The sequence below is a fragment of the Alistipes ihumii AP11 genome, from assembly GCF_025144665.1.
Classification (GTDB): domain Bacteria; phylum Bacteroidota; class Bacteroidia; order Bacteroidales; family Rikenellaceae; genus Alistipes_A; species Alistipes_A ihumii.
This window is the reverse complement of the sequence record NZ_CP102294.1, coordinates 953831-974277: the sequence shown is the minus strand read 5'-3', so window position 1 is coordinate 974277 and position 20447 is coordinate 953831. Positions and strand designations below refer to the sequence as shown.

The following is a 20447-nucleotide window of genomic DNA, read 5'->3' as shown; positions in this document are numbered from 1 at the left end:
GAGGAACGACGAGTTGCGCCCGATTGCGGAATTTTTGAAAATCGTTCCGGTCGGATGAAAAAAATGGAGCGATTTTTTGGATTATTCGAAATAATGTCTACCTTTGCACCGAATTCATGCTGCATTCGTCTAACGGTTAGGACGGTAGATTCTCAGTCTACAAATACTGGTTCGATTCCTGTATGCAGTACGGTGAGCCGACGCAAAACGCGTCGGCTTTTTCGTTTGTCCCCGGGACGTACGAGGCGACCGGTCTGCCATGGAAAGCGAAAACTTCGATGAAGATGCGTGGAAAGGCGGTGCCGGGCCGATCGGGTATCTGTCCGCCACGATAGGATTCCTGTTGTCCGTTGCCGGCTGCCGGAGACTTCCTCGCCGGACGGACCTTTCTTGCGCGGTGCGCCGGTTTTTGCTGCGAGGTTCGGCTTGGCTGCCGCATTTGTTTCGCCGATGCCGTCGGACCTGTCTGTCGGGCGGTTCGCTGCCGGACGAGGTTCCGTTCGGCGCTTCGGTTCTCGGCAGGAGACTCTTGTTGATATATCTTATCGCTCGGCCGGATGGGGGGCGGTTATTTGAAAATCGTTCTGACGCGAGCGGATTCCGTGCGGGCGGACCGAGGGCGACCGTCGGGCGACGGCCGGCCGGATGTCCGTGCGAAGGTCGCTGCCGTCTGCCTCGGGCAATGACGCTTCGAGCGAATTTTCGGGCGGGACAGCGTTCGCGACGCATTCGGCTTCTTGTCTTATCCCTGTGTTCGACGACGGGCGCGGAGTATCCGAACGGGTCGTATTCGGCCGCTATCCGGCCGCCGCGTCGGATGCCTTGTGTCCGACATCGGTGACAATGCCTGAATGGGCGATCCGCGGGCGGAAATCCGTTCGGCCCCGATACCCGCTCGCTCACGGCCGGCTCCGGTTTCTTTTTGCGCGAGTCGGACCGGAGCTTGCCGTCGCTTTTCGTCGCGAAATCCTGACGCTTCGGCCGTCCGGGGCCGGACTTCTTCCGTTTAGGGATCGTACCCTCGCCAGAGGACTGTTTCAGAGGGCGGAGCGATTGGATATTCCGGCCCGATTTTTTACATTTGCACGATAAGCGGATATCATATGATCGGAGGCATGTTTTGGGATTTCGCATGGCGGCTGTTGCTGGCCGGCGTTTTGGGCGCCGTCATCGGACTCGACCGCGAGTACCGGGCCAAAGAGGCCGGTTTCCGCACGCATTTTCTGGTCGCGCTGGGCAGCGCGCTGTTTATGATCGTTTCTCAATACGGATTCTCCGGCGTGCTTGCGGGAGCCGACGTGAAGCTCGATCCGAGCCGCGTAGCGGCTCAGGTCGTCAGCGGCATAGGCTTTCTGGGGGCGGGAACCATCATTTTCCAGAAGCAGGTCGTCCGGGGACTGACGACGGCGGCCGGCCTTTGGGCTACGGCTGGCATCGGGCTGGCCGTAGGCGGGGGTATGTACTGGGTAAGCGTTTGCGCGACCGTGCTGACGCTTTTCGGGCTGGAGATCCTGACGCTGCTTTTCAAAAGCGTCGGGATTCGCAACGCGCTGTTCGCGTTTTCCACCGCCTCGCGCGAGGAGCTGAAGAAGATTTCCGGAGAGGTACTCCGGCGGGGGCATCGCGTAATCAGCTACACGACCCGGGAAGAGGAGCGCGACGGACATACGCTCTATCGGGTCACGCTGGTGGTCCGCATCCGCAAGCAGAGCGACGAGCGATCGTTGTTCGAGTTTATCCAGTCGTTGCCGGACACGATGCTGGAATTGATGGAGTAGGCTGCTCCTTCGGGGCGAATGGGCGAAGATTTTGCCTGAGGGCGCTCCGTGAAAACTCCGCCGGAAAGTCGGCCGGCGAGTTCCGGACCGCCGTCGGGATACGCTCGTCGGACGAATGCGGGACATGCCGTTCGCCGCTATCCGTGCAATCCGTTCTTTTAACAATCGTTTATGAATCGTTGGATCGGGCGGTTTCTCGACCGCCGCAGGCATCATCCCGTCTCGGGCGGGTTGGAAATATTCAAATATATCGGGCCGGGATTGCTCGTGACCGTCGGTTTCATCGATCCCGGCAACTGGGCGTCGAATCTGGCCGCCGGGGCCGAGTACGGTTACGCGCTGCTGTGGATGGTCACGCTGTCGACGGTCATGCTGATCGTATTGCAGCATAACGTAGCCCACTTGGGTATCGCGACAGGACTTTGCCTGGCCGAGGCGGCCTCGGTCCATCTGCGTCCCCGCTATTCGAAGCCGATTCTGCTGACGGCCATGCTGGCTTCGGTCTCGACGTCGCTGGCCGAGCTGCTGGGCGGAGCTATCGCGTTGCAGATGCTGTTCGGAGTTCCGGTCCGGATCGGGGCGGCGCTGGTGCTCGCCTTCGTGCTGATCATGCTTTTTACGAACAGCTACCGACTGATCGAAAAGTGGATCATCGCCTTCGTCTCGATTATCGGGCTGTCGTTCATCTACGAGCTGTCGCTCGTGACGATCGACTGGCCTGCGGCGGCGGTCGCATGGGTGACGCCGTCGTTCCCCGAAGGCTCTATGGTAATCGTCATGAGCGTGCTCGGGGCCGTCGTGATGCCGCACAATCTGTTCCTGCATTCCGAGGTGATTCAGAGCCGGAAATGGAATCTGAGCGACGAGCGTACGATCCGCAGACAGTTGCGTTACGAGTACGTCGATACGATTTTTTCGATGCTCGTCGGCTGGGCGATCAACAGCGCGATGATCCTGCTCGCGGCCGCGACGTTTTTCGTCTCGCGGACTCCGGTTTCGGAATTGCAGCAGGCCGACTCGTTGCTGCGTCCGCTGCTCGGTAGTCATGCGACGGTCGTTTTCGCCGTAGCGTTGCTTTTGGCCGGTATCGCCTCGACGATCACTTCGGGCATGGCCGCCGGAACGATCTTCGCCGGAATGTTTCGGGAGCCCTATGACAGGAAGGACCCGCACTCGCGCTTCGGCGTAGCGCTCTCGCTGGTGGCGGCTTTCGTCGTCATCATCGTGATTTCCGATCCGTTCAAAGGACTGATCTATTCTCAGATGGCGCTCAGCATTCAGCTCCCGTTCACCGTTTTCCTGCAGGTTCGCCTGACTTCCTCGGAGAAGGTGATGGGAAAATTCCGCAATTCGCGCTCGACCAAGTGGTTGCTTTACGCCGTCGGCGCTCTCGTGACATGGCTGAACGTCATGCTGTTCGTTAGCTTTTTCTGATTTTCGGAGGTTTTCGTGCTGGAATAAGATTTCTGCGCGCCCGTTTCCCCGGCTTGTCCCGCGATAGTTCGCCGAGGGACTTTGCGTCATGCTTCGGCCGGAAGCCGTCGGGTCCTGCTTGGTCCGATGCGCGTCGGACGAAAGTCGTTCCGTGCCGTTCCGGCCAGACCGGAATCGGTATCCGCCGCGCGGCTCGCCCGAGGCGGTCTCTGTGCTTCGTCGCCGGGATAATAGGCGAGAGCGTCTGCGGGCCGGCTTATGCAGCCGTTCCGCAGACACGCTCGGATACCGTCGACGACCGTGATGGCGCGATGAGCGGTTGTCGACGGCGGAATGGTCAAGACGACTTGCGGCTGTTTCTGCCCTTTCTCCGCCGGGTTGACGGATCGGGAGCCTGCGCCCGTCTGTTGAGCGGGATGCGCTCTTTCGCAGGAGCCGAAAGTCTGTACCGGTCCGGGGTAAATGTCTGTCGCATACCTCGCTGTGCAATCGCGGCATGAATTGTGCTGACAGTCTGGCGGCGGGCTTCGGCCCGTCTTCTAACCGATTCTCCGCGTATGAAAAGAACGATTATCTGGATCGTGTCGCTGTGTGCCGCGACATCCGCCGCAGCTCAGGAAATATCCGACACGACATGGACGGGCAAGGGCGTCGCCGGCCTCAATCTTTCGCAGGTGAGCCTGAGCAACTGGGCTGCCGGCGGCGACGGAAGCGTCGCGTTCGACGTATTGCTGAATTACGATCTCGTGTACAGGCGCGAGCGCCATCTGTGGCAGAACCGGCTCGAGCTGGCCTACGGGCTCAACAACACCTCCTCGAACGGGATGCGCAAGACGAACGACAAGATTTATCTCTCGTCGGTTTACGGCTACCGGATCGCCCGGGCGTGGTATGCCAGCGCTCTGCTGAATTTCAACACGCAGTTCGCCAACGGCTACGACTACAACTCCGACCCGCGCGACTACATCTCGCGTTTCATGGCGCCGGGCTATCTGATGATCGGCGCGGGCGTGACGTGGATGCCGAAGAAATGGTTCACGATGACGTTCACTCCGGCCACATGGCGCGGAACGTTCGTCACCAGTTCGCGGCTGTCGGCCGAGGGGGCCTACGGCGTCGATCCCGGCAAAAGGCTGCTGTCCGAGTTCGGCGGCAATCTGAAGCTGGAATTCAATTACGAGTTCCTGCCGAACATGACGCTCTATTCGCGGGTCGATTTCTACTCGAACTATCTCGACAAGCCGCAGAACGTCGACGTACGCTGGGATACGCAGATCAACATGAAGATCAATAAGTGGTTCGCGGCCAATCTGAATCTGAACCTGATCTACGACGACGATACGAAGATACTTCAGAAAGACGGGCGCCAGGGCGCTCGCATCCAGTTCAAGGAGGCGCTCGGCATCGGTCTTCAGGCGGCTTTCTGAGTCCGGCGCTCGCGGTGGCGTTCCGTTTCCGGGGCTCGGCCCCGGGTTGAGTGCCGGTTAGTCCCTGCATAGCCCTTGCCGGATCGGGGCCCCATGCTTCGGGTCGTTCGCTTCGGCTTTCGGCCTCGGCCGTTTCCGGAGGGGGAAAGTCGTTTCCGGTCCGCCGGCGGTCCGCGCCGGTCGCTGCAAGGAAAGCGGAGTGCGTCGGTATCTATCCGAAGCGGTCTATCTCTTCGGCCGGCAGAAAGGCCATGCCGGCGTTGCGGGCGAACTGCCGGTCCGATTCGCTGTCGCCGATCATCAGCGAGCGGGCGAAATCGATGTCGGGAAAGTCGATGCGGGCCTGCTGCGCCATGCCCGTCTGCGGCTTGCGGTTCGGATCGTCGGGCGAGAGAGCCGTGCAGAAGTAGACGCGGTCTATCCTGCCGCCGTGGTGCTCGATTTCTTCGATCATCCGGTCGTGTATGCGATTCAGATCGTCGAGGCTCATGATTCCCTTGCCGACGCCCCGCTGGTTCGTGACGACCAGAATGCGCCGGAACCGTCCGCTCCAGCGGGCCAGACGGTCGAGCATGCCCGGCATGAACTCGAACTCCTCCCAGTTTTTGACGTAATCGTTCGGCCGAAGACGGTTGATGACTCCGTCCCGGTCCAGAAACAGCGTGTCGAACGCTTCGTCGTCGAATCTTCCCATTGTCAGAATAGCTTGCACAATTCCCGGTTGGCCCGCTCGTAGTCTTCGGGAACTCCGATATCGATGAAATAGCCGTTGTCCGTGTAGCCGTGGACGAGTCCCCGGCCGGCGAGCGGCTGGAGCACGTCCGTCTCGAACGAGAACCGCTCGGGGAGGCCGTCGAGCACTCCGCTGTCTCGGCGGAGCAGATAGCATCCCGCGCTGATCGTCCCTTCGGCGCAATGCCGCTTTTCCTCGAACGCTTCGACGCGTCCGTCCGCATCGAGCCGGACGTTGCCGTAGCGGTCGAAGTCGCGCATCGGCTTGAGCGCGATGCTCATCGGAGTGCCGGCCGACGCATGCGACGCCAGAAACGCGTCGGTGTTCATGTCGAAGAAAGTATCGCCGTTGAGGATCAGCGCCTGAGGGGTCCGCACGCGGGTCATGGCCAGCGCGATAGCGCCTCCTGTGCCCAGCGGCTGACGCTCGACCGAGAAATCGAAGTCGAAGTCCGGTTTCTCCCTTTCGACCCATGTCTCGACCTGCTCGTGCAGGTAGCCCAGCGACAATACGATTTTCCGGAATCCGTTCCGGTGGAGGCGGCGCAGCAGATAATCGAGGAAAGGCCGGCCGCATACGGGGGCCATACATTTGGGGACGGGACCTATCGTATCCCGCAGGCGTGTTCCGAGGCCGCCGGCCAGAACGATGCAGGTCGTATCTGCGACGGTTGCCGGGCGGGCGTTTGCGTGTGTGTCGTTCATGCGTTCGTAAATGGTTCGTGCGTCCGGTCGCTGCGGGAAAGGCGCGCTTCGGTTCGGCTTATAGACTCCATGTGCAGAGGCCCTCCTCGACGAAGTCGTACGAGTGAAAAACGCCTCCGAAATGTTTCAGTCGGTCCATGACGTCGTAGCGCTTGACGTCGGGGCAGTAGAAAGCCATGAATCCGCCTCCTCCCGCGCCGAGGATCTTCCCTCCGATCGCTCCGGCCCGGAGCGCCGTGTCGTATATTTCGTCGATCAGCGGGTTCGAAATGGCCGAGGCGAGTCGCTTCTTGTAGACGAACCCTTCGTGGAGCAGTTCGCCGATCCGGTTCAGGCGGCCGGTCAGCAGCGCTTCCTTCATTTGCGCCGCCTGCTGCTTGATGACGTGCATGGCCTCGACCGAGGAGCGGTTGTCGCTGAGGACGTTCTGCTGCTGCTGCTCGATGATTTCCGCCGACACGCGGCTTTTGGAGGTATAGTACAGCAGCAGGTTGTTCTCCAGCTCGTTGATATACTCCCGCTTGATGCGCAGCGGATTGACGATCACGCGGTCGTCGTAGAACTCCATGTAGTTGAATCCTCCGAAAGTGGCGGCGTATTGGTCCTGCTTGCCTCCGGCCATGCCCAGCTCGTCGCGCTCGATCCGATAGGCCCGCTGCGCGACGTCGTAACTTCCGAGCGGCAGCCTCAGCCACTGGGCGAACGCTCCGAGTATCGCGACGACGAGCGTCGACGACGAGCCGAGTCCCGAGCCGGCCGGCGCGTCCACGAACGTGTTGAGCGAGAAGCCGCTTTCGATCGGGCCGAACTGCGACACGACATGGTTGTATATTCCCTTGTGCAGGTCGAGCACCCCGTCGATCGGCAGCTCGGATTGCAGCTCGTAGCGCAGCGTCTGGTTGCGGTCCAGAGCCCGCAACACGATCTGCGGCTCGTCCGTCGGCTCGATCGTGGCATGGGCGTACAGCGAGACCGTCGCGTTGAGAATGGCCCCTCCGTACAGGTCCGAGTAGGGACTGACGTCCGTTCCCCCTCCGGCCAGACCGATTCGAAGCGGGGCTTTGCTTCTGTAAATCATGGCTATGCTTTTGGGCCGGGGACGGACCTGCGGCCGGCCGGGCCGCGCCGCAAGTGTCGCCGGCGGGATAAAGATAGCGATTGCACCCGGTTTTTCCAACCCTCCCGGCTCCCCGCTTCTCTGCCCGGAAGACGATGCTTTGCCGGAACGAACCGTCCGCGCTTTGCCGGAATGAACCGTCCGCCCGTCGGGAAAGAGATGCGTCGCGGCACGAATGGGGCCGTACTTCTCTCTTGTGCGGGAAAGTTTCCCGGATCGAAATCGAAATTTGTTGCAACGCATGAATGCTCGATGTTTCCGAGATAAGAACCGGTTTTGGGAAAATCCGGGTTCTTGAATGGGCGGACGGGGGGCCGAAATCCTCGCAAGGATCGAGAGTGCCCGAAGATCGAGGAGGGCGAGCGGTTTTGTCGTTTGGGATCGGTCGGACCGGAAACCGGTGCCGGTCGCGCGTATCTTCCCCTTCGGCCGATGCGAAAAATGCGAATTTCGGACCCGAAATTTGCTGTTTTGCGAAAAAAAGTTTACTTTTATCGTTAATTTAACCGGTTAAGCAGTCCGTTTCGGTATTCCCGGAAGACTGGACCGCTTCCGTTTGTCAAGTTGTGCCGAACGTATGGGGACTTCGCTCAAGGACATAGCCGAGACGCTGAATCTGTCGAAGACGACGGTTTCGTGGGTGCTGTCGGGCCGCGCGGACGAAAAGGGGATCAGCGCCGCCACGCAGCAGCGGGTTTCGCGCTGCGCCCAGCGACTCAACTATCGCCCGAACCTGCTGGCCCGCAGCCTGAATACGGGCGAGTCGGGCATGATCGGCCTGATCCTGCCTTCGATTTCCGATTCGTTTTACTCGCAGGTGGCGCGCGAGGTCGAGATGGAAGTGGAAGAGCACGGCTATTCGCTGATGATTTGCAGTTCCGAGTCGGAGCCCGAGCGGGAGAACCGGATGATCCGCCTGTTCCGCGCCAAGCAGGTCGACGGGCTGATCATAGCGCCGACCGTCCGTTCCGGCGAGGAGATCCGTCGTCTGGTCGACGAGTCGTTTCCTTTCGTCGTGTTCGACCGCCGCTTCCCGAAGCTCGATACGCATTGCGTGCTGATCGATAACGAGCGCAGCAGCTATGCGCTGGTCCGTCGCCTGACCGAGGACGGATTCCGCCGGATCGCCGTAATTACGACCAATCCGCACTTGGAGACGATGGATGCTCGCCGTGCCGGCTACGGGCGCGCCTTGGCCGATTCGGGTATCGCCTTCGACGAGAGTCTGTACGGGGAGGTGGAGTTCGCCGGATACGAGCGGAACTTGCCCGGCGTGCTCGACCGCATTTTCGCGCGGGACGAGGGCGTGGACGGGTTTTTCTTTACGACTCATATTCTGGCGCTGGAGGCTTTCCGCTACTTCCATGACCGGGGGGTCGACATCAACGACGGCTACGGACTGGCCTGTATTCACGAGGTTCCTTTCATGTCGGTGCTCGCGCCCGGCATGCATGTGGCCCGGATGCCGGTCGGACGGATCGGACGCGAGTCGGTCCGTATGCTGCTTGAGGATATGCGCCGCCGCAAGTCGGCGGGCGAGGTTCCCCCGGCCGAGACGGTCGAGCTGGAGTGCGAGCTGTGCTTCAGGGGCTGACGACAGGCAAGGAATTTTATATGAAAACACTTAAATAAATGAGCTTATGAACTATGGTACTTTCCGATCGATGACCGTCTTGCTGGGTGCGGCGGCATTGTGGGGAACCGGCTGCTCGGACAGCGGCTCCGCGCAGATCGAAGACATGCGGTGCGAGTACATGCGCTCGCCCGTGGGGATCGGCCTCGACATGCCGCCCCGTTTCACATGGACCTATGCGGGCGACGAGGATTTCGTGCAAGGCAAGTGCCGCGTGCGGATCGCTTCGACCAAAGAGGCGCTCGCCGACTCGCTGGCTCCGGGCGACGTATGGACCTCGCCCGAGATCGTTTCGGGGAACGGCTTCGTAGAGTGCGACGCCGCTCTGGCGCTGGAGCCCCGCACGCGCTACTACTGGAGCGCGACGGCATGGGACGAGGCCGGACGGATCGTCTGCTCGCCGGTCGACAGCTTCGAGACGGCGATGGCCGACGGTGGCTGGACGGCGAAATGGATCACCGACCGTCACGATAAGAACTTCGCTCCCTCGCCGATGCTGCGCAAGTCGTTTACTGTGAAGGACGGCGTCCGCGAGGCGCGGCTGTATATGAGCGCCGCGGCCTACGGCAAGATGACGGTCAACGGCGAGCCTGTGACCGAGAACAAGCTCGAACCCGGCTACACGCATTACGACAAGCGCAACCTGTATGCGACCTACGACGTGACGAAGCTGTTGCGTCCGGGCGAGAACGTCGTGGCCGCCGTGCTCGGCAACGGCTTCTACAACGAGATAGCGCCCGTGGCGACATGGGATTTCGAGGACGCCCGCTGGCGCGACCGCGCGCGGATGATCTGCGAGCTGTATATCGTCTACGGAGACGGCACGAGCGAGGTGATCGCTTCGGACGGGTCGTGGAAGACGGCTACGGGTCCCTATCTGCAGAACAACATTTACAGCGGCGACACCTACGACGCCCGTCTGGAGATTCCGGGCTGGGACCGTCCGGGCTTCGACGACCGGGCATGGAAGCCGGCCCTCGAGGTAGCGGCTCCCTCGCCCGTTCTGACGGCGCAGACGATGCCCGGCATCCGTCCCACGCGCGAGATCAAACCCGTCGGGGTGCGTTCGTTCGGCGATACGGTCTATGTGTTCGACTTCGGCGAGAATATGTCGGGATTGTGCCGGCTGAAAATTTCGGGCGAGCGGGGCACGAAGGTCGAGATGCAGCACGGCGAACTGCTCAAGGACAACGGCCGCGTCGAGATGCGCAACATCGACATCTATTACGATCCGATGCCGGGACTGGGCTTCCAGACCGACTACTATACGCTCAAGGGCGACGGCGAGGAGACCTTCACGCCCGATTTCAACTATCACGGCTTCCGGTGGGTCGAGGTGCGCTCCGACCGCCCGATGAAGCTCGACGAGAACAGCCTCACGGCGCTTTGCATGCATACGGCCGTCGAGCCGGTGGGCGAGTTCCGCTGCTCGAACGACATGCTGAACGAGGTGTGGAAAGCCACGCGCCGCGCCTATCTGGCGAACCTGATGAGCATTCCGACCGACTGTCCGCAGCGCGAGAAGAACGGCTGGACGGCCGACGCGGCGCTGGCGATCGATCTGGCGCTGCTCAACTACGACGGTATCCTGTTCTATGAGAAGTGGTTCGACGATGTCGCCGACAATATCCGCGAGGACGGTCGGATCGCCGGCATCATCCCGACCTCGAGCTGGGGGTACGACGACTGGATCGGTCCGGTCTGGGACGCCTCGATACTGATTATCCCGAACGCGATATACAACTATTACGGCGACAAGCGCACGATCGAGAAGATCTATCCGACGGTCGAGAAGTACCTGACCTATTTGAAGACCCGCGAGGATTCGACGGGGCTGGTAACTTACGGTATCGGCGACTGGGTGTTCTACAAGACGCAGACGCCTACGGCCTATACGTCGAGCTGCTTCTACTACCTCGACTATGCGCTGATGAGCCGTTTCGCGGAACTGACCGGCCGCGACGCCGCTCCGTTCAGGGAGAAAGCCGAGCGTATCCGCGAGGCGGTCAACCGAATCTACTTCGACTCGACCGCCGCGTCGTACGCCAATGGCTCGCAGGCCGCGCTGGCCGTCGCGCTGGGACTCGGCATCGTGCCCGAGGGCTACGAGCAGCGTGTGGCCGACAATCTGGCCAAGGCGATCGAAGACAACGATTTCCATCTCGACTTCGGCACGCTCGGCAGCAAGTACGCCTTGCGCATGCTGACGCGCTACGGTCACGGCGACGTAGCCTACAAGATGGCCTCGCAGAAGGACTGCCCCTCTTGGGGATGGTGGATCGAGCAGGGCTTCACGACGCTGGCCGAGACGTGGGCCCTGTCGCCCGAGTTCCGCGACGCGTCGGTCAACCATGTTTTTCTGGGCGACGTCAGCGCCTGGATGGTCAGCGACATCGCGGGCATCAACTTCGATCCCGAACGGCCCGGCTACCGCCACATCGTGTTCCGCCCGCATTTCTTCGACGGGCTCGACTGGGCCGAGGCCGAGTATCGTTCGGTCAGCGGTCCGATCCGTTCGCGTTGGGAACGCAAAGGCGACCGCGTCGTGCTGACGGTGACCGTTCCGGTCAACTCGACCGCGACGGTCGAGGCCGGCGGCAAGACGGTCGAGGTCGGAGCCGGGACGCACGATTTCAAGTTTTAGCGCCGGATGCGGCTTCGCTTCGGACATTCATAGCATTAACCGATAAAACGCAATAAGAAAAAACGATGAAAAGAAATCCGATAATCCGATGGTGCCTGAGCCTGCTGCTCGGGCTGGCGTTCGCTCCGGCGTGGAGCGGGCCGGTCTCGCTGAACGGGACGTGGGAACTCTCCTACTGGAAACAGCCTGCCGAGGCCATTACCGATCCGGCTGAACTGAAAGGGGTCGAGGTAAAGACGATTCCCGCCCAGGTTCCGGGCAATGTCGAGCTCGACTTGCTCGCCGCCGGCCTGATCGACGACCCGATGATCGGGGCCAATGTCAATAAGCTGCGCGCGTGGGAAGGACATCAGTGGTGCTACGCGCGCCGCTTCACTGCTCCTAAACTTTCGGAGGGACAGCGTGCCGAGTTGTGGTTCGGCGGCATCGACTGCCTGGCCGACATCTGGGTCAACGGCAAGCACGCCGGCAGCTCGGCCGACATGCTGATCGAGCGCCGCTTCGACGTCACGGACCTGATCGAGCAGGGAGGCGAAAATACGGTGCAGGTGATCATCCGCCCGGTCGTGCCTGCGTCGCAGGACCATCTGCTCGGCATGTTCAGCCTGGGTAATTTCGCGACCGAGGAATCGGTCTATATCCGCAAGGCGCCGCACATGTACGGATGGGACATCATGCCCCGTCTGGTGAGCGCAGGGCTGTGGCGCGGCGTCGAGCTGCGCGTGCTCGAGCCCGCCCGCTTCACGGACGTTACGTGGGTGACCACGCATATCGATACGGCTACGCGCAACGTGAGCCTGTTCGTCGATTTCCAGACCAAGCTGCCTTTCGATCTGTACGACAAGGCGAAGCTCCGCTTCACGCTGACGCGCAACGGCAAGGAGGCATGGCGGGGCGAGCAGATCGCATTCATGCACGCGGGCCGCATCGTGGCGAATCTCGAGAAGGCCGACCTGTGGTGGCCGCGCGGCTATGGCGAGCCGGCTCTCTACGAGGCCAAGAGCGAGCTGATCGGTCCCGACGGCAAAGTGCTCGACACGGACGTCAAGCGTATCGGCCTGCGGATCGTGAAGCTCGACATTTCCGACATTCATCTGCCCGACGAGCGCGGCAAGTTCTGCTTCGTGGTCAACGGCGAGAAGATTTTCGTGCGCGGTACGAACTGGGTGCCTCTCGACGCGCTCCACAGCCGCGATGCGGCGCAATACGAGAGCGCGATCAAACTCGTGACGGACGCTAACTGCAACATGATCCGCTGCTGGGGCGGCAACGTCTACGAGGATACCCGTTTCTTCGACCTGTGCGACGAGAACGGCATCATGGTATGGCAGGACTTCGCGATGGGATGCGCTTTCTATCCGCAGCGCGACGATTTTCTGGACCAGTTCCGCGAGGAGGTCACCTCGGTCGTGCTGAAGCTGCGCAACCACGCGTCGCTCGCGCTGTGGGCCGGCAACAACGAGGACGACGCCAATCTGTTCTGGAGCCGTCTCCAGCCGTTCCACCTCGATCCCAACCGCGATCAGGTTTCGCGTCACGTGATTCCCGAGGTGCTCTATGAGTTCGACGGCACGCGTCCCTATCTGCCCAGCTCGCCCTATTACAGCGAGGCCGTATGGGAAAAGGGCAGCCTCGAGCAGTATCTGCCCGAAAACCACCTGTGGGGCCCGCGCGGATACTATAAGGACAAGTTCTACACGACGGCTCCCTGCACTTTCGTCAGCGAGATCGGCTATCACGGCTGTCCGAACCGCAGTAGTTTGGAGAAGATGATGACCGCCGAGGGGCTCTATCCGTGGACCGAGGGCCGTCAGTGGAACGACGAGTGGATCACCAAGTCGACGCGCCGCTTCGTGGCTTGGGGTCCGACGATGGATCGCAACAATCTGATGCTGAATCAGGTGAATATCCTGTTCGGCTCGGTTCCCGACGATCTGGACGAGTTTATCTTCGCTTCGCAGTCGGTTCAGGCCGAGGCAATGAAATACTTCGTCGAGATGTGGCGCGGCCGCAAGTTCGAGCGGACGGGCATCATCTGGTGGAACGTGCGCGACGGATGGCCGATCATTTCGGACGCCGTGGTCGACTACTACGGCTCGAAAAAGCTGGCGTACTATTTCCTGTCGAACGTGCAGAAGAACGTCTGCGTGTTCGTCAACGATCCGGTCGACGGAGCCTATCCGCTCGTGGCGGTGAACGATACGCGCCATCCGGCCGAGGGAACCGTGACGGTGACCGATGTGGCGACCGGGCGCGAGGTGTTCAAGGGAAGCTACCGCGTGGGCGCCAATGGCCGCGAGACGATCGCCCGGTTGCCCGTGCTGGAAGGGCAGGGTATGCTGCAGATCCGCTACGAGGCCGACGGCGAGCGTTTCGGGAACCACTATTTGTACGGAGAGCCTCCCTACGATCTGAAAGAGTACCGGAACTGGCTCGACAAGACGAAACTCTACGCGAACAAGGACAAATAGCATGAAAATGAAGAAAAATATCTTGGGCGTCGACATAGGCGGAACCAAATGCGCCGTGATCTACGGACAGAAAGAGGGCGATACGCTGCATCTGGTCGAAAAGGTGAAGTTTCCCACGACGAGCGTCGACGAGACGATCGCCAACATCTGTTCCGAGATCGAGCAGATGATGGGCCGGCACGGCCTCGACTCGTCGAACACGGGCGCGATCGGGATCAGTTGCGGCGGGCCGCTCGACAGCAAGCGAGGCGTGGTCATGTCGCCGCCTAACCTGCCCGGGTGGAACGATATTCCGATCGTCCGGATGCTCGAGGAACGTTTCGGGATCAGGACGGGAATCCATAACGACGCGAACGCGTGCGCGCTGGCCGAGTGGAAGTTCGGCGCCGGCGTCGGGACTCAGAACATGGTGTTTCTGACGTTCGGCACCGGACTCGGCGCCGGGCTGATTCTCGACGGCAAGCTCTACGCCGGGACGAACGACAACGCCGGCGAGCTGGGGCATATCCGCCTGTCGGAGTTCGGTCCGGTGGGATACGGCAAGTGCGGTTCGTTCGAAGGGTTCGCCAGCGGCGGCGGCATCGCCCAGCTGGCCCGTTTCAAGGTGAGCGAGAAGCAGCAGATGGGCGAGAGCGTCGCCTGGTGCCCGCCGGGACAGCTCGACTCGATCAGCGCGCATACGGTCGCGCTGGCCGCTGCCTCGGGCGATCCGCTGGCGCTCGAAATCTACCGGATTTCGGCGACTTACCTCGGACGGGGACTGGCGATGGTCATCGACCTGCTGAACCCCGAGGTGATCGTCATCGGCAGCATCTATGTCCGCAACCGCGAGCTGATGGAGCCCTTCGTGCTGCAGGAGATCGAGCGCGAGGCGCTTTCGCACGCGCGCCGGGTGTGCTCGGTGCGGCCCGCCAAACTGGGCGAGCAGATCGGCGACTACGCTGCGCTGTCCGTAGCGGCCAACCTGATTTAGTCGAACTTTATGGATGAATAGAGCAATGGAAGATATTATCAGCAAGAGCCTCAAGCAGGCGCAGGATGTGCTGCAGGCGTTCGTTTCGAATCCGGACACGGTGAGCCGGATGCGTCAGGCGGTCGATATGCTCGCGGCCGCTTTGGAAAACGGAAACAAGATTCTCAGCTGCGGCAACGGCGGGTCGCTGTGCGACGCGGCGCATTTCGCCGAGGAGCTGACCGGCCGTTTCCGCCGCGACCGCCGGCCGCTGCCGGCCATGGCGATCAACGACGCGGCTTATATGACCTGCGTGGGCAACGATTTCAGTTTCGATCAGATTTTCGCGCGCTGGGTCGAGGCTTTCGGACGTCCGGGCGACGTGCTGCTCGCGATCAGTACGAGCGGCAACTCGGGCAATGTCGTGATGGCCGTCGAAAAAGCGCGCGAGGCCGGTATGAAAGTGCTGGCGCTGACCCGAGAGGGGACCAACAAACTGTCCGAAATGGCCGACGTGGCGATTTGCGCGCCGACCGCGCCGTATTCCGACCGGATTCAGGAGATCCATATCAAGGTGATCCACATCCTGATCGAAGCGCTCGAGGCCGCGGTGATATACAAAGACGGAACGGGGGAGCGGTAGACTTTCCGGGTGGGGCGCTGTCTCTTTCGGGTTTTCCCGAATCCGGGTCCGGCGAATCGAATCCGGACCGGGGGGATGGCGCGGATGACCGCATGAAGACCGCAGGAGACGATTCCTGCGGCTTCGTCGGTTTTCCGCAGTTCCCTTTCGCTGTATTGAAATTCAACCAATAACTTAAATAGAACCGATTGATGAAACCGTTTTTCAGAACCTTTTTCAGCCTCGTGCTGCTGGCATTGGCTCCCGTCCTTGCAGGGGCTCAGGTTACGGTCCGGATGAGCGACGATCCCGTCGACGTCGCCCGCTGGATCGAGACCCGATTCGGCAAAGGACAGATTCCTCCTTTCTCGTTCGTCTACGGGGGAAAGCACTCTTCGGCACTGTTGCCGCGCTGGAGCTATTCGTCGACGAAGCTCGAAAGCGACGATCCCGATCGTATCGAGTATCTTTACGCTTACACCGACCGCTCGACCGGCCTGAAAGTGGAATGCCGCGTGAAAGGCTATCCGTCGTTCCATGCCGTCGAGTGGGTACTGAACTTCACGCAGACCGGTAAGAAAGACACGCCGATTCTGGAGGACGTTCGCGTAACCGATTTCCGGATGACCTATCCGCACAGCGGCGAGGTCATCGTGCACCATGCCGAAGGCAATCACATAACCAAGAACGACTTCGCGCCGCACTCGACTCCGCTCGTAGCGGGCGAGACGTTCGCTATGATGCCCGAAGGCGGTCGCTCGTCGCAGGGACAGTTCCTGCCTTTCTTCAACATTCAGACGCCGGGAGGTCAGGGCGTCGTCGTGGCGATCGGCTGGACCGGTACTTGGTTCGCCGATATCGACAAGGTGGGCGACCGGGGTTTTGCGCTCCGTAGCGGAATGAAGACGATGCGCCTGTATCTGCATCCCGACGAGTCGATCCGCACGCCGAGCATAGGCCTGCTTTTCTGGCAGGGGGACGACCGCATGGTAGGAAATAACGCGTTCCGCCGTTTCGTGCGGGTTCATCAGGCGCGCAAGGTCGATGGCAAACCGGCCACGTATCCGCTCTCGTTCAGCTTCAATTACCGCGATCCCGCGCCTTGTACCGAGTATTCGTGCCTCACGGCCGACTGGGCCATCGCGATGGTCAACCGCTACAAGCGGTTCGAATTGGTGCCCGATGTCTTCTGGCTCGATGCGGGTTGGACGGCGGGTGCTTCCGACTACCGTAACGGCAAGTCGTGGGCGAACACGAACGGCAACTGGACGATCGACTCGACCCGCTTCCCGGAGGGGCTCAGGCCGGTGGCCGATGCGGTGCATAAGGCAGGGGCCAAGTTCATGGTCTGGTTCGAGCCCGAGCGCGTCGTAAAGGGCACGCAGTGGGCTGTGGACTATCCCCAATGGATGCTCGACAAGGAGTTGCCCGCTACGGATAAGTCCGAGTCCCGTGACTGGCTGTTGTTCGACATGGGCAATACCGAGGCTCGCGAATGGTTGCAGGAGTATATCGGCGACATGATCGAGCAAAACGGTATCGACTACTACCGTCAGGACTTCAATATGGAGCCCGATAAGTATTGGGCCCGTTACGACGAACCCGACCGCATCGGTATGAAGGAGATCCGTCATATCGAGGGACTCTACGCGTTCTGGGACTATCTGCTCGAGCGCTTCCCGGGTCTGTTGATCGACAACTGCGCGAGCGGCGGCCGACGGCTCGACCTGGAGACGATCAAGCGCAGCGCTCCGTTGTGGCGCAGCGACTATTACCACTACGACGATCCGGACGGCTATCAGTGCCATAACTTCGGACTGAGCTTCTTCCTCCCTTTCCACGGTACGGGTATTCTGCAGACCGATCCCTATTCGTTCCGGTCGAGCATGTCCAGCGCGCTGATCTGCAACTGGAAGATTACCGAGCCTAACGTTTCGTTCTTCGACATGCAGGCTCGAATCGACGAGTACCGCCGGGTGCGCGACTATTTCCTCGAGGACTATTATCCGCTCACCGAGCTGGAGGGCACTACGCGCGACGATATCTGGCTGGCCTATCAGTACGACCGTCCCTCGGACGGCACGGGAATCGTCGTGGCATTCCGCCGCGCGGCTTGTCCCGACCCGGCGCTGACTGTCAGACTGTCCGGGATCGATGCCTCGCGCAACTACTCGGTATACAATTTCGATACGGGCGAGAGCGTGACCGTTCCGGGAGCCGAGCTCGCGAGCGGCTACGTGCTGACGCTTCCCGAGCCGCGCGGCTCGATGCTGCTTCGATACAAGCTCGCCGAATAACCTCTTTCACGACGAAAACAAAATGAAGAAAACGATGATATATCAGATCAAAAAAAGCGGAGCGGTCCTCCTCGGCTGGGCGCTTTCGCTCGTGCTGCTGACTATGATTCCGCTCGCGGCCTCGGCCCAGTCGAGCTGCACGCTTTCCGATACGCCGACGGACGTGAGCCGCTGGATCGAGTCCCGTTTCGCGAAAGGGAAGGTACCGCCCTTCTCGTTTGTCTATGACGGCAAACCTTCGGCCGGACTGCTGCGCAAGTGGAAATACACGGCTCAGCGTGTCGAAAATTCCGAACCGGGCGTGCGCGAGTATCTGTACTCGTATCAGGACCGCCGCAGCGGCCTGAAGGTCGAATGCCGCGTGAAAGGGTTCGCCGATTTCGGAGCGGTCGAATGGGTGCTGAGCTTCAAGAACCTGTCGGATGCCAATTCGGCGACGATCGAGCAGGTCAAGGTCGTCGATCTGAACTTGACGTCGCCCGGCGAGGGCAGCTTCACCGTACATTATGCCGATGGCAGCCATGTGTCGAAAGCCGATTTCCATCAGCGGACGAAAGTGCTGGCTCCCGGCGATTCGCTCTATATGGCTCCCGAGGGCGGACGCTCGTCGCAGAACGCCTTCCCGTTTTTCAACATCGAGGCTCCCGACGGCCGGGGCGCGATGGTAGCCGTCGGCTGGTCCGGGACATGGTTCGCCGATGTGGCGGCCGGCTCGAAGGGAGGCGTCGCGCTGAGCGCCGGGCAGAAAAATCTGTCCGCCTATCTCTATCCCTCGGAGGCGATCCGCACCCCGAGCGTCTGCCTGCTTTTCTGGCAGGGCGAGGACCGCTTCGCCGGGCATAACGCTTTCCGTCGGTTCATTTTGGCGCATCATACGCGCAAGATCGACGGCAAGCCGGCCCGCTATCCGGTCAGCACGAGCTTCAACTACGGCGATCCGGCACCCTGCAACGAGTATACCTGCCTGACGACCGACTATGCGATCGCGCTGATCCGTCGCTACGAGCAGTTCGACATCGTCCCGGAGGTATTCTGGCTCGATGCCGGCTGGTACGAGCAGGCCGCCGACTATAAGAATCAGAAGAACTGGGCCAATACGGTCGGCAACTGGAAGGTCGATCGGGAGCGCTTCCCCGACGGACTGAAGCCGGTCGCCGACGAGGTCCATCGCGTCGGAGCGAAGTTCATGGTCTGGTTCGAGCCCGAGCGCGTGGTCAAGGGCTCGCAATGGGCCGTTGAGCATCCCGAGTGGATGGTCGACGTGGGAGCCGGCGAATACCTGTTCGATCTGGGCAATCCCGAAGCCCGCGAATGGATGTGCGACTACATCGGCGACTTCATAGAACAGAGCGGCATCGACTACTACCGTCAGGACTTCAACATGGAGCCTGCTTGGTTCTGGGCCAAAAACGACGAGCCGGGCCGCGCGGGTATCCGCGAAATCCGCCATATCGAAGGGCTCTACGCGTTCTGGGACTATCTGCTCGAGCGCTTCCCGAACCTGCTGATCGACAATTGCGCGAGCGGCGGCCGGCGGATCGATTTGGAGAGCGTTTCGCGCTCCGCTCCGCTGTGGCGTACCGACTACAACTACGGGGAACCGGTCGGCTACCAGTGCCATACTTATGGGCTGGAGCTCTATCTGCCGCTGCACGGAACGGGCGTGCAGAATACCGACAAGTTCACGTTCCGCTCGAGCCTCGGCACGTCGATCGTGTTCAACTGGAAGATTTCCAATGCTTCGATGTCGTTCTACGATATCCAGAACTGCATGGCCGAGTTCGAGGAGGTGCGTCCTTATTTCTATGAGGACTATTATCCGCTGACCGGAGCCGGCGACATCACGGCCGACAATATCTGGATGGCCTACCAGCTGTTGCGCCCGTCGGATCAGAGCGGCTATATCGTCGCTTTCCGTCGCGAGGCTTGTCCCAGCGGCAGCGTGACGGTGAAACTGATGGGGCTCGATCCGTCGCGCAACTACCGGATCACGAACAAGGACAACGGCGAAAGCATTGTCAAGAGCGGGGCCGAGCTGGCTTCGGGTTTCGATCTGCGTTCGGATCAGCCGCGCAGCTCGCTGTTGCTGAAGTATCAGGCCGAATAGCCGACAGGCGGTCGGAACTGTTCTTATGGCGTAAAGCCGCAGACCTCGGATTTTCCGGGTTTGCGGCTTTTCGCGTTTCGTCGGCTGAACTGCCGATCAAAGGACGAAACGGTGTTTGCGAGCGGTTTTTCGTAAAGGACCCTGGCGGCGGAAAACGTACCGGCCTCGGCGTAAAGCGCCGTTTCGGCTCGGGCCGTCCGATAATTCCGCGACAAGGGTTGCCTACCGGAACGCTTGCCCCTTTCCGGCCGTCTTGTCTGGACGGTCACGGCGCCTTTCGGTCCGGAAGCGGTCGAATAGTCGACAGGGCATCTTCGTTTTAAATTTTATTTTTCTATCTTTGTTTTCGCTGTCCGTCGGGAAAGGCGGGCGGGGTGTTTGTGCCGAAAAACGAAATCTGGTAAATTTTGAGACCGGCAAGCACCGCATACCGTTCGGAGCATACGGCTCCGGAGCGGTCGTGCGATTGTTTCCATGCATCAGGCGTGGGCAATGTGCTTGTACGGTCTCGGGGTTTTACCAGTGCCT

At 60.9% G+C, this 20447-nt stretch carries 13 protein-coding genes and 1 tRNA gene; 11 read left to right on the top strand and 3 right to left on the bottom strand.

Features of this window, described 5'->3' with window-relative positions:
- Positions 1-118 precede the first annotated feature (118 nt).
- The 4 genes from NQ491_RS03865 to NQ491_RS03850 all read left to right on the top strand — a co-directional run bounded on the left by NQ491_RS03865 (position 119) and on the right by NQ491_RS03850 (position 4639).
- A tRNA-Glu gene (locus NQ491_RS03865) sits at positions 119-190 on the top strand.
- Positions 191-1103: 913 nt separating this feature from the next.
- Positions 1104-1778 (top strand): MgtC/SapB family protein, encoded by a 675-nt coding sequence (locus NQ491_RS03860; protein WP_019244627.1) that lies wholly within the window; start codon positions 1104-1106, stop codon positions 1776-1778.
- A 171-nt stretch (positions 1779-1949) separates the two neighbouring features.
- Positions 1950-3212, top strand: a complete 1263-nt coding sequence (locus NQ491_RS03855) for an Nramp family divalent metal transporter (protein ID WP_019244628.1) — start codon at positions 1950-1952, stop codon at positions 3210-3212.
- 557 nt (positions 3213-3769) lie between these two features.
- The gene (locus NQ491_RS03850) at positions 3770-4639 is read left to right on the top strand and encodes a DUF3078 domain-containing protein (RefSeq protein ID WP_019244629.1); all 870 of its coding nucleotides are present in this window, start codon (positions 3770-3772) and stop codon (positions 4637-4639) included.
- Between the two features lie 211 nt (positions 4640-4850).
- Here the strand turns inward: NQ491_RS03850 and NQ491_RS03845 are convergent, their stop codons facing one another.
- The 3 genes from NQ491_RS03845 to NQ491_RS03835 are packed head-to-tail and all read right to left on the bottom strand — an operon-like array spanning position 4851 to position 7154.
- Positions 4851-5333 (bottom strand): D-glycero-alpha-D-manno-heptose-1,7-bisphosphate 7-phosphatase, encoded by a 483-nt coding sequence (locus NQ491_RS03845; protein ID WP_019244630.1) that lies wholly within the window; start codon positions 5331-5333, stop codon positions 4851-4853.
- Between the two features lie 2 nt (positions 5334-5335).
- Complete coding sequence (locus NQ491_RS03840; protein WP_019244631.1) at positions 5336-6076, bottom strand: nucleotidyltransferase family protein; 741 nt, start codon at positions 6074-6076, stop codon at positions 5336-5338.
- Positions 6077-6134: 58 nt separating this feature from the next.
- Positions 6135-7154 carry a GHMP family kinase ATP-binding protein gene (locus NQ491_RS03835; protein WP_019244632.1) on the bottom strand — a complete coding sequence of 340 codons (1020 nt, stop codon included), beginning with the start codon at positions 7152-7154 and terminating at the stop codon, positions 6135-6137.
- A gap of 616 nt (positions 7155-7770) precedes the next feature.
- Here NQ491_RS03835 and NQ491_RS03830 point away from each other — a divergent pair.
- From NQ491_RS03830 to NQ491_RS03800, 7 genes are all read left to right on the top strand, one after another.
- Positions 7771-8787, top strand: a complete 1017-nt coding sequence (locus NQ491_RS03830) for a LacI family DNA-binding transcriptional regulator (protein WP_019244633.1) — start codon at positions 7771-7773, stop codon at positions 8785-8787.
- A gap of 46 nt (positions 8788-8833) precedes the next feature.
- Positions 8834-11470 carry a family 78 glycoside hydrolase catalytic domain gene (locus NQ491_RS03825; protein ID WP_034282406.1) on the top strand — a complete coding sequence of 879 codons (2637 nt, stop codon included), beginning with the start codon at positions 8834-8836 and terminating at the stop codon, positions 11468-11470.
- A gap of 65 nt (positions 11471-11535) precedes the next feature.
- Positions 11536-13941 carry a glycoside hydrolase family 2 protein gene (locus NQ491_RS03820; protein WP_019244635.1) on the top strand — a complete coding sequence of 802 codons (2406 nt, stop codon included), beginning with the start codon at positions 11536-11538 and terminating at the stop codon, positions 13939-13941.
- Positions 13942-13948: 7 nt separating this feature from the next.
- Positions 13949-14914, top strand: coding sequence for an ROK family protein (locus NQ491_RS03815; RefSeq protein WP_026089459.1), 966 nt, complete (start codon positions 13949-13951; stop codon positions 14912-14914).
- Between the two features lie 25 nt (positions 14915-14939).
- Complete coding sequence (locus NQ491_RS03810) at positions 14940-15536, top strand: SIS domain-containing protein (protein WP_019244637.1); 597 nt, start codon at positions 14940-14942, stop codon at positions 15534-15536.
- Positions 15537-15727: 191 nt separating this feature from the next.
- Positions 15728-17812 carry a glycoside hydrolase family 36 protein gene (locus NQ491_RS03805; protein ID WP_019244638.1) on the top strand — a complete coding sequence of 695 codons (2085 nt, stop codon included), beginning with the start codon at positions 15728-15730 and terminating at the stop codon, positions 17810-17812.
- A 34-nt stretch (positions 17813-17846) separates the two neighbouring features.
- Positions 17847-19919 (top strand): glycoside hydrolase family 36 protein, encoded by a 2073-nt coding sequence (locus tag NQ491_RS03800; RefSeq protein ID WP_051012955.1) that lies wholly within the window; start codon positions 17847-17849, stop codon positions 19917-19919.
- Positions 19920-20447: the final 528 nt, after the last annotated feature.

Bases quoted from the DNA above. Each gene is read 5' to 3' on its own strand.
- NQ491_RS03860 (WP_019244627.1), top strand. From the start codon at position 1,104: ATGATCGGAGGCATGTTTTGGGATTTCGCATGGCGGCTGTTGCTGGCC.
- NQ491_RS03855 (WP_019244628.1), top strand. From the start codon at position 1,950: ATGAATCGTTGGATCGGGCGGTTTCTCGACCGCCGCAGGCATCATCCC.
- NQ491_RS03850 (WP_019244629.1), top strand. From the start codon at position 3,770: ATGAAAAGAACGATTATCTGGATCGTGTCGCTGTGTGCCGCGACATCC.
- NQ491_RS03845 (WP_019244630.1), bottom strand. From the start codon at position 5,333: ATGGGAAGATTCGACGACGAAGCGTTCGACACGCTGTTTCTGGACCGG.
- NQ491_RS03840 (WP_019244631.1), bottom strand. From the start codon at position 6,076: ATGAACGACACACACGCAAACGCCCGCCCGGCAACCGTCGCAGATACG.
- NQ491_RS03835 (WP_019244632.1), bottom strand. From the start codon at position 7,154: ATGATTTACAGAAGCAAAGCCCCGCTTCGAATCGGTCTGGCCGGAGGG.
- NQ491_RS03830 (WP_019244633.1), top strand. From the start codon at position 7,771: ATGGGGACTTCGCTCAAGGACATAGCCGAGACGCTGAATCTGTCGAAG.
- NQ491_RS03825 (WP_034282406.1), top strand. From the start codon at position 8,834: ATGAACTATGGTACTTTCCGATCGATGACCGTCTTGCTGGGTGCGGCG.
- NQ491_RS03820 (WP_019244635.1), top strand. From the start codon at position 11,536: ATGAAAAGAAATCCGATAATCCGATGGTGCCTGAGCCTGCTGCTCGGG.
- NQ491_RS03815 (WP_026089459.1), top strand. From the start codon at position 13,949: ATGAAGAAAAATATCTTGGGCGTCGACATAGGCGGAACCAAATGCGCC.
- NQ491_RS03810 (WP_019244637.1), top strand. From the start codon at position 14,940: ATGGAAGATATTATCAGCAAGAGCCTCAAGCAGGCGCAGGATGTGCTG.
- NQ491_RS03805 (WP_019244638.1), top strand. From the start codon at position 15,728: ATGAAACCGTTTTTCAGAACCTTTTTCAGCCTCGTGCTGCTGGCATTG.
- NQ491_RS03800 (WP_051012955.1), top strand. From the start codon at position 17,847: ATGATATATCAGATCAAAAAAAGCGGAGCGGTCCTCCTCGGCTGGGCG.